The 18348-nt window shown below is 63.1% G+C and carries 19 protein-coding genes; 11 read left to right on the forward strand and 8 right to left on the reverse strand.

Going from position 1 to position 18348, the window contains the following annotated elements:
• Positions 1-114: 114 nt before the first annotated feature.
• Positions 115-780: an alpha/beta hydrolase gene (locus O7A05_RS14700; RefSeq protein WP_337093795.1), complete on the reverse strand. Its 666-nt coding sequence runs from the start codon at positions 778-780 to the stop codon at positions 115-117.
• Positions 781-978: 198 nt separating this feature from the next.
• Here O7A05_RS14700 and O7A05_RS14705 point away from each other — a divergent pair, with 198 nt between their 5' ends.
• Positions 979-2196 carry an OpgC family protein gene (locus O7A05_RS14705; protein ID WP_337093796.1) on the forward strand — a complete coding sequence of 406 codons (1218 nt, stop codon included), beginning with the start codon at positions 979-981 and terminating at the stop codon, positions 2194-2196.
• A gap of 28 nt (positions 2197-2224) precedes the next feature.
• Here the strand turns inward: O7A05_RS14705 and O7A05_RS14710 are convergent, their stop codons facing one another.
• The gene (locus O7A05_RS14710) at positions 2225-3304 is read right to left on the reverse strand and encodes a LacI family DNA-binding transcriptional regulator (protein ID WP_337093797.1); all 1080 of its coding nucleotides are present in this window, start codon (positions 3302-3304) and stop codon (positions 2225-2227) included.
• Between the two features lie 173 nt (positions 3305-3477).
• Here O7A05_RS14710 and O7A05_RS14715 point away from each other — a divergent pair, with 173 nt between their 5' ends.
• Positions 3478-3621 carry a hypothetical protein gene (locus O7A05_RS14715; protein ID WP_337093798.1) on the forward strand — a complete coding sequence of 48 codons (144 nt, stop codon included), beginning with the start codon at positions 3478-3480 and terminating at the stop codon, positions 3619-3621.
• A 58-nt stretch (positions 3622-3679) separates the two neighbouring features.
• Positions 3680-3811 (forward strand): hypothetical protein, encoded by a 132-nt coding sequence (locus tag O7A05_RS14720; protein ID WP_337093799.1) that lies wholly within the window; start codon positions 3680-3682, stop codon positions 3809-3811.
• Positions 3812-3830: 19 nt separating this feature from the next.
• On the opposite strand, the gene O7A05_RS14725 is transcribed toward O7A05_RS14720, so the two are convergent.
• Both O7A05_RS14725 and O7A05_RS14730 read right to left on the reverse strand, forming a co-directional pair.
• On the reverse strand, positions 3831-4205 hold the full coding sequence (locus tag O7A05_RS14725; RefSeq protein ID WP_337093800.1) for a DUF423 domain-containing protein: 375 nt from the start codon (positions 4203-4205) through the stop codon (positions 3831-3833).
• A gap of 37 nt (positions 4206-4242) precedes the next feature.
• A complete protein-coding gene (locus O7A05_RS14730; protein ID WP_337093801.1) occupies positions 4243-5490 on the reverse strand; it encodes an MFS transporter in 1248 nt (415 codons plus the stop codon).
• A 116-nt stretch (positions 5491-5606) separates the two neighbouring features.
• Between O7A05_RS14730 and O7A05_RS14735 the strand changes: the two genes are divergently transcribed.
• Together O7A05_RS14735 and O7A05_RS14740 are read left to right on the forward strand one after the other, a co-directional pair.
• Positions 5607-6272 carry a GntR family transcriptional regulator gene (locus tag O7A05_RS14735; RefSeq protein ID WP_337093802.1) on the forward strand — a complete coding sequence of 222 codons (666 nt, stop codon included), beginning with the start codon at positions 5607-5609 and terminating at the stop codon, positions 6270-6272.
• A gap of 116 nt (positions 6273-6388) precedes the next feature.
• Positions 6389-7360, forward strand: coding sequence for a glycosyl transferase family 90 (locus tag O7A05_RS14740; RefSeq protein WP_337093803.1), 972 nt, complete (start codon positions 6389-6391; stop codon positions 7358-7360).
• Positions 7361-7365: 5 nt separating this feature from the next.
• Here O7A05_RS14740 and O7A05_RS14745 read toward each other — a convergent pair whose 3' ends face one another.
• A complete protein-coding gene (locus tag O7A05_RS14745) occupies positions 7366-8409 on the reverse strand; it encodes an aldo/keto reductase (RefSeq protein ID WP_337093804.1) in 1044 nt (347 codons plus the stop codon).
• Between the two features lie 262 nt (positions 8410-8671).
• Here O7A05_RS14745 and ppk2 point away from each other — a divergent pair, with 262 nt between their 5' ends.
• The gene (gene ppk2, locus O7A05_RS14750; protein ID WP_337093805.1) at positions 8672-9592 is read left to right on the forward strand and encodes a polyphosphate kinase 2; all 921 of its coding nucleotides are present in this window, start codon (positions 8672-8674) and stop codon (positions 9590-9592) included.
• A 191-nt stretch (positions 9593-9783) separates the two neighbouring features.
• Here ppk2 and O7A05_RS14755 read toward each other — a convergent pair whose 3' ends face one another.
• The 3 genes from O7A05_RS14755 to O7A05_RS14765 all read right to left on the reverse strand — a co-directional run bounded on the left by O7A05_RS14755 (position 9784) and on the right by O7A05_RS14765 (position 12550).
• On the reverse strand, positions 9784-10428 hold the full coding sequence (locus O7A05_RS14755) for a dihydrofolate reductase family protein (RefSeq protein ID WP_337093806.1): 645 nt from the start codon (positions 10426-10428) through the stop codon (positions 9784-9786).
• Between the two features lie 149 nt (positions 10429-10577).
• Positions 10578-11609, reverse strand: a complete 1032-nt coding sequence (hemB, locus tag O7A05_RS14760; RefSeq protein WP_337093807.1) for a porphobilinogen synthase — start codon at positions 11607-11609, stop codon at positions 10578-10580.
• Positions 11610-11737: 128 nt separating this feature from the next.
• The gene (locus O7A05_RS14765) at positions 11738-12550 is read right to left on the reverse strand and encodes a DUF2066 domain-containing protein (RefSeq protein ID WP_337093808.1); all 813 of its coding nucleotides are present in this window, start codon (positions 12548-12550) and stop codon (positions 11738-11740) included.
• 163 nt (positions 12551-12713) lie between these two features.
• Here O7A05_RS14765 and O7A05_RS14770 point away from each other — a divergent pair, with 163 nt between their 5' ends.
• The 5 genes from O7A05_RS14770 (at position 12714) to glyA (ending at position 18332) form a co-directional block, all read left to right on the forward strand.
• Entirely contained in the window at positions 12714-13757 is a 1044-nt protein-coding gene (locus O7A05_RS14770; protein WP_337093809.1) for an enoyl-CoA hydratase/isomerase family protein, read from the forward strand.
• On the forward strand, positions 13754-14176 hold the full coding sequence (locus O7A05_RS14775; RefSeq protein ID WP_337093810.1) for a DUF6163 family protein: 423 nt from the start codon (positions 13754-13756) through the stop codon (positions 14174-14176). The genes O7A05_RS14770 and O7A05_RS14775 overlap by 4 nt, the downstream gene beginning before the upstream one ends.
• 301 nt (positions 14177-14477) lie before the next feature.
• Positions 14478-14993, forward strand: coding sequence for a transcriptional regulator LdtR (ldtR, locus tag O7A05_RS14780; protein WP_040983294.1), 516 nt, complete (start codon positions 14478-14480; stop codon positions 14991-14993).
• A 475-nt stretch (positions 14994-15468) separates the two neighbouring features.
• Positions 15469-16722, forward strand: coding sequence for a L,D-transpeptidase family protein (locus O7A05_RS14785; RefSeq protein ID WP_337093811.1), 1254 nt, complete (start codon positions 15469-15471; stop codon positions 16720-16722).
• 296 nt (positions 16723-17018) lie between these two features.
• The gene (gene glyA, locus O7A05_RS14790) at positions 17019-18332 is read left to right on the forward strand and encodes a serine hydroxymethyltransferase (RefSeq protein WP_337093812.1); all 1314 of its coding nucleotides are present in this window, start codon (positions 17019-17021) and stop codon (positions 18330-18332) included.
• Positions 18333-18348 lie beyond the last annotated feature (16 nt).

Raw genomic sequence — 18348 nt, forward strand, 5'->3', positions numbered from 1 at the left:
TTTCCCCGGGAAGCTGCTCGAGCACCCGTCCCTCAAGGCGTGTCTGGACGACCCGTATTGCGAGCGGGCTCGACCTTTTTGATTGCCGCACCGAAGCCCGCCTGGCCAGCCCGGTCAGGCTACCGCTATGGGCGCTGCCAGCCATTGCCGCACGATCGCGGCGTCCGCGTCGCCGAATTCATGGCCCGAGGCGACGATGCGCGCGTCGACCTCCGCATGGCGTGCGCTGAACAGTGTCACCAGGGCAGGGGCGAAAGGGCCATAGGTCTGGTCGGCGGCCCCGGCAATGATCAACACGCGGCTGCCGCCGAGGTCGGTCATCGGCGGTTTGTCGAGCACCGGCATCGCCCGCAACAGCGCCGCTTGCCTGACCAGGCCGGGGTGGAGCAGCATCAGGCTGGAGACGACATTGGCGCCGTTGGAATAGCCAAGGAAGGTCGCATGCTGCAGGTTGAGCCCATGGCGGCGCGAGACTTCCGTTGCGAACTGAGCATAGGCTGATGTCTCGGCACGGATGGAGACCTGCTCGAAGCTGGTCGGCGTGATTCGCTCGAACCAGCGAAATCCGTCCTCTTGGCGGATGCGGCCGCGCGCTGCGACGATAACCGCGTCCGGCGCGATCTGCCTCGCCAGCGGCAGCATCGTCGTCTCGTCGACACCTGACCCGTGCAGCACGAACAGGCACTCGCCGCTTACGTTTGCCGGCCTCAGCAGACGGTAGGGGAAGGTGAGATCCCCGCGCAGGATGCTGTTTTCGTCGCTATATTCGGAAGCGCTCATATCGATTTGATTCCATGAGAGATTTGTTGATTTGCCGGCTTCAAAACGGAATGTTTTCGCGCTCCGCGAAAGTTGATTGAACCAGGCGCATTTCAGTCCGTTTCTGCGGCGATACACTCCCCACGGGAGGAATCGAAGCGGTGCGCCCCGGGGGTCGCATTGCTGGCTATGAACAACCAGCTTTGAGGCCTTTTGTCGATGACCACCCCTGTTCCTAACGACCGCGATAAGCGTGTCGGAGAGCGCGATACGCGTATCAACGATCGTGACACCCGTATCGACGTGCTGCGCGCGCTCGCGCTGCTCACCATTTTCGTCGACCATGTCCCCGGCACGGTTTTCGAGAACTGGACCTATAAGAATTTCGGCTTCTCCGATGCGGCCGAAGCTTTCGTGCTGATCTCCGGCATCTCGGTGGCGCTGGCTTACGGCACGAAGTTCGAGCCGGGCGGCCGGTTGCTCGCGACGCTGAAGATGTGGCGGCGCGCCGGTGTGCTCTACATCTCCCACATCGTCATCACGATGGTGGTGATCGCGCTGTTTTGCGCGGCCGCGCTGTTCGTGCACCGGCCGGAAATGCTGACGATGATTAATATCGAGCCGTTGATGCGCAACACGCCGCAGGCGCTGCTCGGCATCGTCATGCTTGGCCACCAACTCGGCTACAACAACATCCTGCCGGTCTATGCGGCGCTGCTTCTGGCGGCGCCTGCGTTCGTGCTGTTCGTCAGCTATCGGCCGGTGCCGGCGCTGATCGTGTCCGGCCTGCTCTGGCTCGCTGCCGGCATCTGGCAGATCGCGCCGCCGAACTATCCGGAGCCCGGCCTCTGGTTCCTCAACCCGCTGTCCTGGCAGTTCCTGTTCAACATCGGCCTTGCCGCCATGCTGCATGTGAAGCGCGGCGGGCGCATCCCGGCCAATCCGTGGCTGCTTGGTGCCGCCGGCATCTATGTGGTCGGCGCGGCGATCTGGGTGCACAGTCCGCTCTGGGGCCAGATCACCTGGTTCAACCTGCCGGTGGTGATCGGCGGCTTCGACAAGACCTTCCTGTCGCTGCCGCGGCTCTTGCACATTCTGTCGGTCAGCTATCTGATCGTGGCGCTGCCGGCGGTCTCCAACCTGTTCCGCGTCCGGCCCGACAATCCCCTGGCGATCCTGGGCAAGCGCTCGCTGCCTGTGTTCGTCGCCGGCACGCTGCTTGCCATGGCGGCGCAGGTGCTGAAGCTGATCAATCCGGGAGGCCTGGCCTACGATACGTTGCTGATCGCAGCCGGCATCGCCATGCAGCTCGCGCTTGCGCTCTATCTCGAATGGCTTGCCGGCCTCGGCCCGTCCCGCGCCAAGCATGTGCGCGAGGAGCCCGCGCGTGCGCCATTCGGCGCGCACCCAGTGCCGGCGAGGGTGGGCGGTTACTGACGCAGCCCACGTAATCGCCTGAGCCTGCTCAGACTTTCGGAGCCGGACCGGTCGAGCCTCTGACGACGAACTCGACCCCCATCGTCTCGCGCCGCACGGCGCCGTCATGATCGAGGATCATGCGCGCGGCGCGGCGGCCGATCTCGGTGATCGGCTGGGCGATCGTCGTCAGCGGCGGCGTGGACAGCGCGCCGTCCGGCACACCGTCGAAACCGACAATGGAAACATCGTCGGGCACTGCCAAGCCCCTTGCTCTCAGCCAGTCGATGGCGATCAGGGCCATGCGGTCCGACATCGCCAGGATCGCGGTCGGCGGTTCGCCCCTGGCGAAGATCGCCTCGAGGCCGGCCCTGGTGCTTTTTTCCTCGTTCTCGGTCTCATAGACCGGGATTTTCGCCGTATCGATACCGAAGCCCGAAAGCTCCTCGAAATAGCCGGCAAGGCGATCGCGCGTGCCGGTATAGACGGCGCTGCGAACCACCTCCGGCGTCACGAAGCCGGTGCGATTGTCGGCGAAGCCGAGCGACAGCACGGCAAAGCGGCGATGACCGAACTCGGCGAGATGGCGCGCCGCGAGCCGCGCGCCTGCGACATTGTCGACGCCGATGGCCGACACGGTCTCGTCCTGGAAACCGAGTTCCAGCGCGACGAAGGGCAACCTGCGCTCGCGTGTCAGGTCGACAAGACGCGAGCCGCCTTCGATGCAGAACAGTATAAAACCGTCGACAAGCGCGCTCTGGACGTTCCAGGCGAGCTTTTCCTGATTGGCGGCAGACACCAGCGCGATGCCCGCGCCGGTGGCGTCGCAGGCTTCGGAAATGCCGGCCATCATCACGCGGGCGAATGGATCGTCGAAAAAGTAGGAGAGGGGCTCGGTGGTGGCGACGCCGATCGCGTTGACCTTGCCGGCGCGCAGCAGTCGGCCTTTCGGGTCCGGACCGGCATAACCCATCTGTTCCGCCACCGCCTTGACCCGCTCGCGCACTTCGGCGCGCACGATCTCGGGGCGGCTGAAAACGTTCGAGGCCGTACCATGCGAGACGCCGGCGGCCCTGGCGATGTCGGCCAGCCTGATCGGTCTTGCCTGGCCTTCGAGGAGTGATGCCATGTCGTTCCTCCGAATCCGGTCACGGAAAGAACATGACCGGCGAATTGTTGCCGGTTATCTAACATTTTTGTTGGATCGATTCAAATTCCGCTTGACGTGGCGTGATTAAGACCTACATTTGAATCGATCCAAGTCATCCACTTTTTGATGGAGCGGTCCCACAGGAAGGTGCCATGCATCCGGTGAGTTATTTGTTCGAGGACATCTACCGCAACGACTGGGGCATCGCCTCGGCCGCCGTTAACCAGAAGCGGCGCGGAAGAGCGGGTCCCTGGCGCCGCGAGCTGCGCTTCCTCGTGGAGCGCAAGCCCGGCTGAACCGGAGCCATTTTCCGCATCCATGTATTGGATCGATTCAACTTGAGGAGAAGCAGTCATGCATCCGATTGGTCATCTGTTTCAGGACATCTACCGCAACTATTGGGGCATCACGCGCGGAACCGAGCAGCCCGAGCGGCGCCGCGCCAACGGCCTGCCTGCGCGCAAGCGCAAGCGGCGCGCCGATTAAAAACAGTCGCCGGAAATACCTACGGTCGAGGACGCCATAGCGCCGAGACGGCGATCGCTACCCAGCCGGCAATCAAAAGTGTGCCGCCGATCGGAGCGGACATCGGGAACAGCCGCGAGCCGAGAAAGTCGCGGGCGAGCAGATCGCCGCAGAACAGAAGCAGGCCCGCGAGCAGGACGAGGCTGGCGATCCTGAGGCAGCAGTTGCCGCCGGCAAGGCCGATGGCAAGGAATGCCGGCGCATGCATCAGCAGGAAATTGGCCGCCGTGCCGGTGAAGGCGCCGCCGCCATGCGCGGCCGTCGCCGACAGCGCCACGCCGGCCGCGCCAACGAGACCGCCTGCCAGAACGAGGAGGCGGTTCCCGTCGTCTGATGCTTGCCCGGTAAGGCTCATCCTGGATGCTCCATGCCACGGTCAGGTGAGGCGCCGGTTAGGATTCGCCGGCTTCGAGCAGCATATGCCTCGCCCGGCGCGACTGGACAGTCCAGTTGTAGACCGCGCCGAGCGCCATCAGCACAGCTGTGCCCAGGAACACCGAGCGCATGCCGAAATGCCCGCCGGCGAAGCCGCCAGATAGCGGCCCCGCGACCTGACCGACATATTGCGCCGAGATCGCCAGGCCAAGCACATTGCCGCCGATCCCGTCGGGGATGTTGTGGCGGATCACGCTGGTGATGCAGGGCAACAGTCCGCCCAGCGCCAGGCCCATCAGAAAGCGCAGGCCGATCAACTGCCAGCCATTGGTGACGTAGGCTTGCGGAATGAGCAGCAATGCCGAGACCGCCAGCGCACCGACCACGACGTTCCAGTGACCGACGCGGTCGGCGAGTTTCCCCAGCCAGGACGAGGACAGGATAGTGCCGAGCGCCGCCGCGGACATGACGACGCCTGCGACCATGGTCACCTTGCTCTGGTCCTCGACGAGCTGCTGCACATAGACGGTGATGATCGGCTCGATCGACATGGTGGCGAAGGCGAGCAGCATGCCGGTGGCCAGCATGGCGACGATCGGCCGCTTGTCGGGGATCTGCGACCAGCCGCTTTTCGGCTTCGCCGTCGAGGCGGGCTTCGGCGCCGGCGGATTCTCCTTGATCAGGAAAGTCGTCGCCAGGAACGCCAGGAAGATGACGCCGCCCGAGAGCAGGAAGGTCGCGCGAATGCCGATCAGCGGCGGCAGCAGGCCGCCGAGCAGCGGTCCGACCAGCGAGCCCGCCGTGATGCCCGCCGCCAGCACGCCCAGCGCCCAGCCCGAGCGCCCCTTGGGCGTCTGCATCGCCACCAGGATCGTCGAGCCCGAGGAATAGCCGCCGGCAAAGCCGATCAGCAGCCGAAGCAGCACCAGTTGCCAGACGCTCTCAACCATGCCGGTCAGCGACATGCAGATCGCCATGCCGAACGAAGCGCGCACCAGCATCAGCTTGCGGCCATAGCGGTCGCCAAGCCGTCCCCACAAGGGCGCGACCAGCGCGGCCGCGAAGAAGGTCGCGCCATAGGCGATGCCCGACCACTGCACGATCGCGGCGTGGCCCTCGGCGCCGAGCTGCTCGACGTAAAGCGGCAGGAACGGCAGCAGCAGCGTCATGGCGATAAGCGTGCTGAACGAGCCGGCGAAGCAGACGGCGAGGTTGCGCCGCCAATGGATGTTGAAGCCGCTCTGTTCGGATTCGTTGGGCGTCATGTCACGCGTGCCAATGCTGGGGTTGTTGCGGATACCAATTTGGGATACCAAGCTGGTATCGGTCATGGACCTGACACTTGCCGCTGTCAATGCGGCTTTAGAAAGTGGGACGACAAATGTCGCAGATGCAGAATGTCGAAAGGCAGCTTCGCGAGATGATCCTTGGGCTGGAGATCGGCCCGGGTGAGCGTTTGACCGAGCGCTGGATCGAGAGCCGGTTCGGCGCTTCGCGCACGCCGGTGCGGGCGGCGCTGCTGCGCCTGGAAACGGAAGGACTGATCGCCCGCGACGGCCGCGGTTGGACGGTAGCGCCGATCAACCTCGCCGAACTCGGGCAGATCGCCGTCTACCGCGAGGCGGTCGAGGTCGCTGCGGTTCGCCTGACGGCGGCGCTCGAAGACCGTAGCGGGATCGACGTGATCGCGGCGATGCTCGATTCCTGCGATGCCGAGACGCCGCGCGAGGAATGGCATCGCGTCGGCCTGGATTTCCACATCGAATTGGCGAGGCTTTCCGGCAACGAGTTTCTGCTCAGGGCCGTTCGCGATGCGATGACGAGACTGTCACGCGCGCGCTGGCTGGAGGTGCGCGATGAGAAGGCGCTCGGCCGCGCCTGGGCCGAGCACCACGCTATCCTTGCCGCCGTCAAGCGCGGCGATGCCGAGGAAGCGGCGCGGCTGCTTGCCGCTCACATCGCCGGCAGTCGCGATCGGCTTGTCAGTTCCTTGCATGACGACCGGCGCGGATTGCGCGCCAGAGGGTTCGCCGTCGTCGCGGCGTAAGTTGTCCTGTGGCCAATCGCATTAGCAGGCTTGCAACATGGCCGGGAGAATGCTGTAGGAGACGAGGGGGGATGAAGGCCGACTACCATTGACCATCTTGCTGAACTCCCGGACGCATGGCCACATTCTCTCGAACCGCCGCAAAGCTGTTCTACTACGCGCGCAATTTCGCGCGTGACCGCTCACCGCAATCCCTGTTTCGCGGCCGTCTGGCCAGCCGGCTCGAGCAAGCTAGGCTTTCGGGCAAGACGGTTCGCGAGCGACTGAACTATTACAACAAGCTGGAAGAGCCGTTCGTGCCCAGCCTCGACGCCATAGCCGTCGGCAAGCTGCCGACCTCTTCCAGCATGTATTATTATGACCTCAAGGAATTCGCCCGCTATTTCGATCCCGGCCTGCTGATCGATTTCGAGTTCGGCGACGTCGTCGGCGTTCCGGAGCTCCCGAGGATCGTCAAGGACCGGCCCATCGGCGACGACAATGCCAACGGCGTGCTGATGAAGCTGAACAAGTTCCGTCACTTCTACATGCCGCCCGACGAGCTTTCTTTCGCCGACAAGCGCCCGATGGTGGTCTGGCGCGGTCATCTCAACAATCCGCTTCGCACCCGCTTCGTGGAAAAGGCCGCCAACCTGCCGATTTGCGATGCGGGTTCCCACAGGGCCGACGCGCCCGACGGATACCGCAAGCCGTACCTGAACATCGAGCAGCAGCGGCGCTACCGCTACATCGTCTCGCTGGAGGGCAATGATGTCGCGACGAATCTGAAATGGATCATGAGCTCCAATTCGCTCTGCCTGATGCCGGAACCGACCTACGAAACCTGGTTTGCGGAAGCCCAGGTCGAGCCCAACGTTCACTATGTGCCGCTGCAGCCGGATTTCTCCGACCTGGTCGACAAGGTGGCCTATTTCGAAAAACACCCGGCCGAGGCGGGGCGGATAACCGCCGCCGCCAACGACTATTGCCGCAAATTCAGCAATGAACAGGACGAGCAGGCGATTTCACTGCTCGTCCTCTATAAATATTTCGTGCTGAGCGGGCAGCTTAAGCCCGACCCGGAAGTCTGGCGCTTTATCGCTGGCTGAGCGTTTTAAGCGTGAGAGCGGTCGAGCACCTTGTCGGCAGGCCCGAAACGGTCCCTGGCGGTGAAATGCTGGTGCCAGTAGGGATAAAGCACCGGCGGCCGGCTGACCTCATCGAGGCTCTGTCGCTCCTCTTCGCTGAGCGACAGGCTGGCCGCGGCGAGATTGTCCTTGAGCTGCGCCTCGTTGCGGGCGCCAATCACCAGCGAGCTTACAGCCGGACGGCCGAGCAGCCAGGCAAGCGCCACCTGCGCTCCTGAGACGCCGCGTGCCTTGCCGATGTCGTTGAGTACGTCGACGATTCGCCACAGACGATCCTCGTCGCGGATCGGCGGTTCCGTCCAGCCGCCGATCTGGCGCGCGGTCGGGCTATCGCGATGGTATTTGCCGGAGAGCAGTCCGCCCGCCAGCGGGCTCCAGACCAGCACGCCGAGGCCTTGGTCGACCGAGATCGGCAGCAATTCATATTCGGCTTCGCGCGCTTCCAGCGTGTAATGGATCTGCTGGGTGACGAACCGGGCCTGATGGCGGCTGTCGCTGACGGCAAGCGCCTTCATCACCTGCCAGCCCGACCAGTTGGAGCAGCCGATGTAACGGATCTTGCCCTGGTTGACCAAGGTGTCGAGCGCCGCGATCGTCTCCTCGACCGGGGTGAGCCCGTCCCATTGATGGACGAAATAGACGTCGATGACATCGGTCCTGAGCCGCTTCAGGCTCTTTTCGCATTCACGGATGAGATGGTGTCGCGACAGACCCTCGTCATTCGGGCCGCTACCGATGCGCATGCGCGCCTTGGACGCGATCAGCACGTCGTTCTTGCGCTTGCCGCCAAGCGCCTCGCCGATGATCTCTTCCGACAGGCCATTGGAATAGACATTGGCGGTATCGATGAGGTTGATGCCGGCATCGATGCAGGTGTCGATGATGCGCTTGGCCTCCGCGAGGTCGGAATTGCCGACGGCGGCGAACGGACCGGCGCCGCCGAAGGTCATGGTGCCAAGCGTCAATGTCGAGACTTTCAAGCCGGATCGGCCCAGCGTGCGGTATTCCATGTCGGTCCTCGCAATTTGTTTTGAAAAAGCGCCGTGGCGAGCGCCGGAAAGAGGCGAGGGGATTTGTAGGACAATTCCGCCGCTTGTCGCCCCGCTATCGATACGGGTCGATCACATATCTGCTATATCGACCTCGCTACCGGTCGATTGCAATAAAACCGTCATTGCGCCTCTGTATCTCAGTCGGCTTAAGGAATGTCCGTCCGGAGCCGGCGCGGCATTCCGAAGCGATGATGGCTGACAGGCAGGACGGAGTTGCGCGATGAATGAATTGAAACCGAATTCCGGGGCGAAGGACTGGCTCGAAGCCGAACTCGAGGACACGCTCGACGAGGACTATGAGCTGGAGATTTCCGAACCGGCGCTCTCGCTCGAGATCGCCAAAATCTACAAGAAGTCGCATCCGCCTTCCATGGAGCGCATGACCTATTTCCGAGAGCTGCTAAGGCTGCAGTCGGAACTGATCAAGCTGCAGTCCTGGGTCGCCTACCACAAGAAGAAGCTGGTGGTGGTCTTCGAGGGCCGTGACTCCGCCGGCAAGGGCGGCGTCATCAAGCGCATCACGCAGCGGCTCAATCCGCGCATCGCGCGCGTCGTGGCGTTGCCGGCGCCGACCGAGCGTGAGAAGTCGCAATGGTATTTCCAGCGCTATGTGCCGCATCTGCCGGCAGGCGGCGAGATCGTGCTGTTCGACCGCTCCTGGTACAACCGCTCCGGCGTCGAGCGCGTGATGGGCTTTGCCTCGCCGGATCAGGTCGAGGAGTTCTTCCGCGACGTGCCGGAATTCGAGCGCATGCTGGTTCGTTCCGGCATCACGCTGGTGAAATACTGGTTCTCGATCACCGACGAGGAGCAGCAGATGCGCTTCCTGATGCGCATCCACGATCCGATGAAGCAGTGGAAGCTCTCGCCCATGGACCTGCAGTCGCGCGTGCGCTGGGAGCAGTACACCAAGGCCAAGGAAGAGACCTTCGCCCGCACCAATATTCCGGAAGCTCCCTGGTTCATCGTCGAGGGCAACGACAAGAAGCGGGCGCGGCTGAACTGCATCGACCATCTGTTGCAGCAGATGCCCTATGAGGAGGTACCGCATGAGGATATCACGCTGCCGGAGCGTGTCTTCAACCCGGAATATGAACGTCAGGTCCTGCCGCGCGAACTCTATGTGCCGGAGAAGTATTGAGCGCCATTTTTCCTTCTCCCCGTTCCACGGGGAGAAGGTGCCCGAAGGGCGGATGAGGGGCGGCGCGGCGCGGGTGGTTGGCCCCTAATTCGCCATCGATAGCTTATCACCAATCTGCGACCGGCAGCGCTGCCCCTCATTGCCCTGCCGGGCATTTCTCCCCGTATAGTGACGGGGAGAAAAAGCTGTAACTACGCCCGCCCGATCATCACATGCGTCGCATCGGCGGTCGCCACCTGCCCGGTGCAACGATATCCCAGCTTCAGCATGTCGAGCCCGGCGAACAGATGCTCGCCCGAGCCGAGCAGAAGCGGCGAGACAGCCAGATGCATCTCATCGATCAAGCTCTCCTGCAGATATTGACGGACGGTCGAAACGCCGCCGCCGACCCGCACATCCTTGCCGCCGGCCGCCGCCTTCGCCTGTTCGAGCGCCGAATGGATGCCGTCGGTGACGAAATAGAAAATCGTGCCGCCTTCCATCTCGATCGGCGCGCGCTTGTGATGCGTCAGAATAAAGGTCGGCACGTGATAGGGTGGGTTGGCGCCCCACCAACCTTTCCAGTTGTCGTCCGGCCATTCGCCGCGGCTCGGCGCGAACATGTTGCGGCCGAGGATCCAAGCGCCGACATTCTCAAAACTGCGCACGGCAAACTCGTTATCTGTATCCGTGGTCCCGCCATCCTTGCCGATCATCTGGTGGAAGGAGCGGGTCTTGATCATCCATTTGTGCAGATTTTCGCCACCGACGCCCAAGGGTATCTCGAAGCTTTGGTCGGGGCCAGCGCCGTAGCCGTCGAGCGAGAGCGTAAAGCAATTAACACGGAGTTTGGACACGGTTTCCTCCCGATCAGTTGCAATATGCAAGCGGAATAGCTTAACTGATTGCATTTTGCAATCGGTATTCTTCGGGCGAACAAAATTCGCCCGGCAGATGGGCCTGCCGGTCATCCAGCAAAGGTATCAGATCAGTCGGAGAGGGAGGCCTAGCCCTTCAGCATCTGCGCCACCAACGGCGCAAAATAAGTCAGCACGCCGTCGCAACCGGCTCGCTTCAGCGCAAGCAGCGATTCCAGCATCGCCTTTTCGCCGTCGATCCAGCCATTGGCGGCTGCTGCCTTGATCATCGAATATTCGCCCGACACCTGGTAGGCGAAGGTCGGCATCTGCAGCTCGTCCTTCAGCCGGCGGATGATGTCGAGATAGGGCAGGCCGGGCTTCACCATCAGCATGTCGGCGCCTTCGGCGAGGTCCTGCTCGGCCTCGCGCACCGCTTCGTCGGAGTTGGCGTGGTCGATGTAGTAGGTCTTCTTGTCGCCCTTGAGCAGGCCGGCGGTGCCGACCGCCTCGCGATAGGGGCCGTAGAAGGCCGAGGCGAATTTAGTCGCATAGGACATGATCGCCACGTCCTGGAAGCCGTTGGCGTCGAGCGCGTCGCGGATCGCGCCGATGCGTCCGTCCATCATGTCCGACGGCGCGATGATATCGGCGCCGGCGGCGGCCTGGATGACGGCCGCGGCGGCGACCTGCTCCACCGTCTCGTCATTGACGATGATGCCGTCGCGCAGGATGCCGTCATGGCCGTGGCTGGTGAATGGATCGAGCGCGGCATCCGTGATGATGCCGATCTCGGGCACCGCGTCCTTGATGGCGCGCGTGGCGCGGTTGATGACATTGTCCGGGTCGAGGATGTGCGATCCCGTCTGGTCGCGCAGTGCAAGCTCGACATTGGGGAAGGTGGCGATGGCCGGGATGCCCAGCTTGGCCGCGCGCTCGGCTTCCTTCACCGCGAGGTCGACGGACAGGCGATAGACGTCCGGCATCGCGGCGATCGGCTCGCGCGCGTTCTTGCCGTCGATGACGAAGATCGGCCAGATCAGGTCGTTCACCGAAAGCTGGTTCTCCTGCACCAGCCGTCGCGACCAGTCGGCCTTGCGCATGCGCCGCAGCCGCCGGCTGCCGGTGATCTCGTCGACGCTGCGCGCGCCGGCGGGCTTTGCGGGAGTGAATCTGTTCATCGCCGAAACTCTCTTTTGCGGCGGCTTTTACCACGCGTCTCCGCTGCTGACCAATGCGACACGATTGTGCCAGCGTCGAAGCGCGAACGAGCCACCTCTCCCCATTTCATGGGGGCGAGGAAATGCTGTCAGGGCTGCCCGTGCCCCGACAGGATCTGCGCAGCGCCCCTGATCGCCACACGGAACGCCTCGTCGAAGCTGACGCCGCGCGCCTGCCAGCGATAGGTCTTGCCGCGATCGGCCATCCGCCAGTCGGCGATCCAGCCAAGGTCCTTGTCGCTCCACACGATGCTGCCGGCGAGCGCCCGGGCCGCTCCCGCTTTTCTCGCAAGCTTGTCGAGTCTTGCCATATCGGCCGCGGAAAGGGCCTTTTCATCCAGGCCGCCAAGCTGCCCGGTCTTTGGAAAGGTGACGCGCATCAGCAGCGGACCGGCAGCATTGGCGAAGGATTCGCGCATCGCGTCGCCGCGCTGCTCGTCTAGCGTCAGCATAAAATGTCGCGAGCCCTGCTCGGCGGTCATGAAGACGGCGATCGGCGGCCGTTCGCCGAGCCAGGGCCTGCTGCCGAGCTGCGCCAGGAGCTTGTCGACGACGGCTGGCTTGTAGATGCAGGTCAGATCCTGCGGCCTGTCATGCGTGCCTTGCTCGTCATGGATCGGAATGCCTTCGAGCCGGTCGTGATAGCGGAAGGACTGGACGAAGTCGGCTGCCTTGTCGCGCAGCGCCAGCATCTCCGCCTTCTGCGTCAGCCGCTGGTCGCCCGACACCTTGACCAGGACCTTGTCAAGGCAATCCTTGAAGCCGATCTGCCGGTTTACCTCTCCGGTGCCGGTGGCGATCGTTTGCGCCTGGTAGAGCTCGGCGATTGTCGCGGCGCGGAGGGGCAGTCCCAGACACAGGAGACCGACCAATCCAACCACGAAGCGGGAAATTCCAGGCATGTCGATCTGCTCGAAACCGGTCGGATGCGGGCGCAGTGCTTTGCCGGTTACCTAACATCTGGCGTGGCCGCCCGCCAGCGCAAGGAGCGCCACCATTGACGCGTCCGCATGCCGCCTTTAGCACTTCTCTCCCCCGGCGGACGGAGAGAGAGATTTCCTGGTGATGGATTTTGGCGGAGGCGACGAGATCCGCTTCGAGCGGCTGGGCAGAGCGGGCGTGGTCACATTGACCCGGCCGAAAGCGCTCAACGCCGTCACGCACAACATGGTCAAGGCGCTCGGCAAGGCGCTGGACGCCTGGGAACAGGATCCGGGCATCGGGGTCGTCGTCGTCAAGGCCGAGGGCAGGGCGTTTTCCGCCGGCGGCGATATCCTGCACATCTATGAGGCCGGCCGGGCCGGCAAGCCGCCCGTCGACTTCTTCGCCGACGAGTACCGGCTCAACGCCCGCATCGCCCGTTTCAAGAAACCTTATGTCGCGCTGATCGACGGTATCGTCATGGGCGGCGGCGTCGGCATCTCTTTCCACGGCTCGCATCGGGTGCTGACCGAGAACGCGCAGTTCGCCATGCCGGAGGTCGGCATCGGCTTCTTCCCCGATGTCGGCGCCAGCCACTTGCTGCCGGACCTGGGCGGCTCTTTCGGCATGTATCTCGGACTGACGGGAAACCGCATCCGCTATGGCGACGCGCTGTGGTCGGGGCTCGCCACCCATACCATCAAGGCTGAGGACCAGGCGGGCCTGCTCGACGAATTGGCGACGAGCGGCGACGCCAATGCGGAGCTGCGCGATTTCTTCGTGCCGGCCAAACGCGAGACCGACCGCCAGGACCTGGAGGCGATCGCGCGCCATTTTTCGCAGAGCTCGCTCGCCGGCACCATCGACAGCCTGGAGCGGGCAGGGGCCGAAGATCCTTTTGCCGCAAAGACGCTGGCGACGCTGAAAGCCCGCTCGCCGACCAGCCTCCACGTCGCCTGGCGCCAGATCAGCGCAGGATCGACGCTGTCGATGGATGAATGCATGAAGATGGAATTTCGAATCCTCAACCGCATGCTGGCCGGCCATGATTTCTACGAAGGCATCCGTGTCGCAATCATCGACAAGGGCTCGACGCCCGCCTGGCGGCCGGCAGAACTGGATGAGGTTCGAAAGGCCGACATCGACGCCTATTTCGCGCCGCTCGGTGATAAGGAACTCGCCCTGTGAGCGAGGTCACCTCCAGGCGCGTGGTGCTGCAACCCTCGACCACCGAGGTCATCTTCGCCTGGTTCCAGCGCGTCATCGCCGGCTACTGCCTCTTGTTCGGTATTCTCTACTGGATCCGCCTGATCGGCATCTATCCGGGTGAGCTGTGGCGCTTCGACCTGATGCCGGTGCACTGGCAGGTGGCGGCGGCCATGCTCGCAGTGTTCTTTCCTTTCGCGGCCGCCGGCCTCTGGATGCTGGCGTCCTGGGGACCGGTGATCTGGTTCATCTGCGCGGTGACCGAGACGGTGATGTATGCCGGCTTTCCCGATCTCTTCGGCCACCGCCTGCTGATCGTGATCTCGCACGCCTGCGTGGCCTTGCTCTACATCGTCTTTCGCGTCACCATCTGGCTGCAGAAGCGCCGACTTCGCCAATGAGCATGATGCCGAAAAGTGTGACGCGGTTTTCGGATGACATCATGCTCCACCCATAAAGCCGGCCGAGGGCCGGCCTTCAGGGCCGGTTTCGCAGCCCGTTTTCACCGCAAAATCCATTGGCTAAATCTTTAGGTTAATTGTTCTTGCTCGGGTGACCGATCGTTAAGCGTCTTCCGAAACCTCTTACCGGTAAGCTCTTGTTAGCCCTGGCGTTTAAGTCGAATTTTATGAGTATTCGATAGTGTCGCGATCAAGGTGAAAAACAAAAAATCACCAAGGCGACAAACGAGAGGCAAAGACAATGATCAATTCGCGTCCGGCGGCGAAGACCGCAAACGTATCCGACGATCGCCGCGAGGCTATCCGCTCGCTTTACATGGAATCGCTGCAGCTGGTGGAGCGTCTGCACCGCCGCCTGCTTGACGTGATCAAGGACGAGTTCGACCGCAACGGCCGTTCCGACATCAACGCCATCCAGGCGCTGCTGCTCTTCAACATCGGCAACTCCGAGCTGACCGCCGGCGAGCTGCGTTCGCGCGGCTACTATCTCGGCTCGAACGTCTCCTACAATCTGAAGAAGCTGGTGGACCTCGGCTTCATCAACCACCAGCGCTCGCGTATCGACCGCCGTTCGGTCCGCGTCTCGCTGACGCCGAAGGGCAACGAGGTGGCCGACGTCGTCGCCGGCCTCTACGAGCGCCACGTCGGCTCGATCGAGGCGGTCGGCGGCATCAACACCGACGAGTTCAAGCAGATGAACCGCGCGCTGCAGCGCCTGGATCGCTTCTGGAACGACACGATCGCTTACCGGATGTAAGTGCTACGGAACTGGGACGGGAAAGCCGCGCCGAAGAAGCACGGCCTCGGGGGAAAGAAGATGGGCCGGCGCCGAAGCGCGCCGGTTCTTTCTTTTTCGACGGCGGGCATCTGCGGGAGTTTGACCGTCGCTCCGCACGCATTGAAGTTTCGCGCCTGACGGGGAGGGCGCAGACTTCACAAGGGCACGACGATGTCGCTGCGATGCAAAAAGGCATCGCTATGATTTCTTCACAGTGCGCCGCATGCAAATCGCCGGCCAGGGCCACGTTGCCGCCATAATCGCGGTCAATGCCGATTGCGGGTGATGCGGGCCTATGCCCTGTGCTCCTTGGAACCTGCGTTACGGCGGCGCGTTTCTGGCGGCCGACCATACGGGTCATGGTTGGCGAATTGTTAAGTTTGCTACCCCTAGAGTGCGGACAAGCCGCCCGGCAAGCGATTGAGCGAGAGCGATTAAGCAAAGAATGTCTGCCATGAGAACCAGCCGCCGTTTCTTCCTTACCGGAGCCTCCGCGCTCGCCGCCGCAGTAGTCGCCGGCCATGCGAGCGCCCAGGACGTGATCGGGGACATCCTGAAATCCTCTACCCGCGGCAACTGGGACGACCAATTCGACGCCCGCGGCAACGACACCAACAAGGTCGCCTCGACGCTGCCGATCTTCAGCCAGCAGACGGTCGCCTTCACCGAGCAGGCGGTGGCGCAGTACCAGAACATCGTCTCCCAAGGCGGCTGGGAACAGGTTCCGGCGACCAAGAAATTGCAGCTCGGCGACGACGATCCGGATGTCGTCCCGCTGCGCAAGCGCCTGATGGTCTCGGGCGACCTGCCGCAAAGCGCCGGCATTTCGACGGCCTTCGATTCCTATGTCGACTCGGCGGTCAAGCGCTTCCAGCTCCGTCACGGCCTGCCGGCCGACGGCGCCATGGGCAAATACACCTACGCCGCCATGAACGTGTCGGCGCAGGTCCGGCTCGGCCAGTTGCAGACCAACCTGCAGCGCCTGAAGGAAAAGGCCGGTACGCTGGGTGACCGCTACGTGCTGGTCGACATTCCTGGCGCCCAGGTCGAAGCGGTCGAGAACGACCGTGTCGTGCTGCGCCACACCGCGATCGTCGGCAAGATCGACCGCCAGACGCCGATCGTGAACTCGAAGATCAACGAGATCATCGTCAATCCGTACTGGAACGCGCCGGTTTCGATCGTGCGCAAGGACATCATTCCGCTGATGCGGAAGGACCCGAACTACCTCAAGGACAGCCACATCCGCCTGTTCGCGCCGGACGGCAGCGAGGTCGATCCGATGACCATCGACTGGTCGACGGACGACGCCGCGAAATACCGTTTCCGCCAGGATCCCGGCGCCGGCAACGCCATGGCCTCGGTCAAGATCAACTTCCCGAGCCCGGACGGCGTCTATATGCACGACACGCCGCAGCAGAGCCTGTTCGGCAAGCTGATGCGCTTCGATTCCTCAGGCTGCGTGCGTGTCCAGAACGTGCGCGACCTCGTCACCTGGATCCTGCGTGACACGCCTGGCTGGGACCGCCAGCATTTTGAGGCAGCGATCAAGACCGGCGAGAACACGCCGATCAACGTGGTCAACCCAGTGCCGGTTCATTTCCTCTATCTGTCGGCGTGGTCGACCGCTCCGGGCGTCGTGCAGTTCCGCGACGACATCTACGGCCTCGACGGCGCCAGCGAGCTGCAGATCAGCTCCGCGCTTTAAGCATCCGATCTAAGAAGAAAAAGGCCGCTCTCGTAGCGGTCTTTTTTGTTCAGGCCAGAACTGCAGGCCATGCTTCGTCGTGGCGAAATCAACGACCACACGGCGCGCAAGCTGTTACCGAGATCACCCTCTCCGAAGCGATGCTCAAGCACCGCGAACCGAGGGATTAGAACCGGGTGCGCTTGCCTTGGCGCAAACCGGCCAGCAAATTTCGCGCCGCAAACGTGGCGGCCCGAAAACAACTGTGTTAATGCGCGGCGACCTCGCAGACCTCCGGCCCCAAGGGAAAGCAAGCCATGTCAAATGCAGCGGCAGCCTCCAGCAAATTCGAATCCTTCTTCGAGACCACGCTTGCCGACGCCGATCCGGAAATCTTCGGCGCCATCCGCAACGAACTCGGTCGCCAGCGCCATGAGATCGAGCTGATCGCTTCCGAAAACATCGTGTCGCGCGCCGTGCTCGAAGCGCAGGGCTCGATCATGACCAACAAATATGCCGAGGGCTATCCAGGCAAGCGCTACTATGGGGGCTGCCAGTTCGTCGACGTGGCCGAGGAACTGGCCATCGAGCGCGCGAAGAAGCTGTTCGGCTGCAACTTCGCCAATGTCCAGCCGAATTCCGGCAGCCAGATGAACCAGGCGGTGTTCCTGGCGCTGCTGCAGCCCGGCGACACCTTCATGGGCCTCGATCTGAATTCGGGTGGCCATCTCACCCACGGCTCGCCAGTCAATATGAGCGGCAAGTGGTTCAAGGTCGTCTCCTACGGCGTGCGCAAGGACGATCACCTGCTCGACATGGACGCGATCGAGAAGACCGCGCATGAGACCAAGCCGAAGCTGATCCTGGCCGGCGGCACCGCTTATTCGCGTATCTGGGACTGGAAGCGCTTCCGCGAGATCGCCGATTCGATCGGCGCCTATCTCATGGTCGACATGGCGCATATCGCCGGCCTCGTCGCCGGCGGCATGCATCCGTCGCCGCTGCCCCACGCCCATGTCGTGACCACGACGACCCACAAGTCGCTGCGCGGCCCGCGCGGCGGCATGATCCTGTGCAATGACGAGGAAATCGCCAAGAAGATGAACTCGGCGGTATTCCCGGGCTTACAGGGCGGGCCGCTGATGCATGTGATCGCCGCCAAGGCGGCGGCGCTCGGCGAAGCGCTGAAGCCGAGCTTCAAGGCCTATGCCGAAAGCATCGTCGCCAACGCCAAGGCGCTGGCGTCCAGCTTGCAGGAGACGGGCCTCGATATCGTCTCGGGCGGCACCGACAATCATTTGATGCTGGTCGATCTGCGTCCGAAGAACGCCACCGGCAAGCGCGCTGAGGCGGCTCTCGGCCGCGCCAACATCACCTGCAACAAGAACGGCATACCGTTCGATCCGGAAAAGCCGTTCGTCACCTCGGGCGTACGGCTCGGCACGCCGGCCGGCACCACGCGCGGTTTCGGACAGGCTGAATTCCGCGAGATCGGCAAGCTGATCGCCGAGGTGCTGGACGGTCTGAAGGTGGCGAATTCCGATGACGGCAATGCTGCGGTCGAGGCTGCGGTGAAGGCCAAGGTCACGGCGCTGACCGATCGCTTCCCGCTTTACCCTTACCTCGGTTGATCCTTCTGCCGGCTGC

The organism is Mesorhizobium argentiipisi (SeqCode), assembly GCF_037179585.1.
GTDB classification, from domain to species: domain Bacteria; phylum Pseudomonadota; class Alphaproteobacteria; order Rhizobiales; family Rhizobiaceae; genus Mesorhizobium; species Mesorhizobium argentiipisi.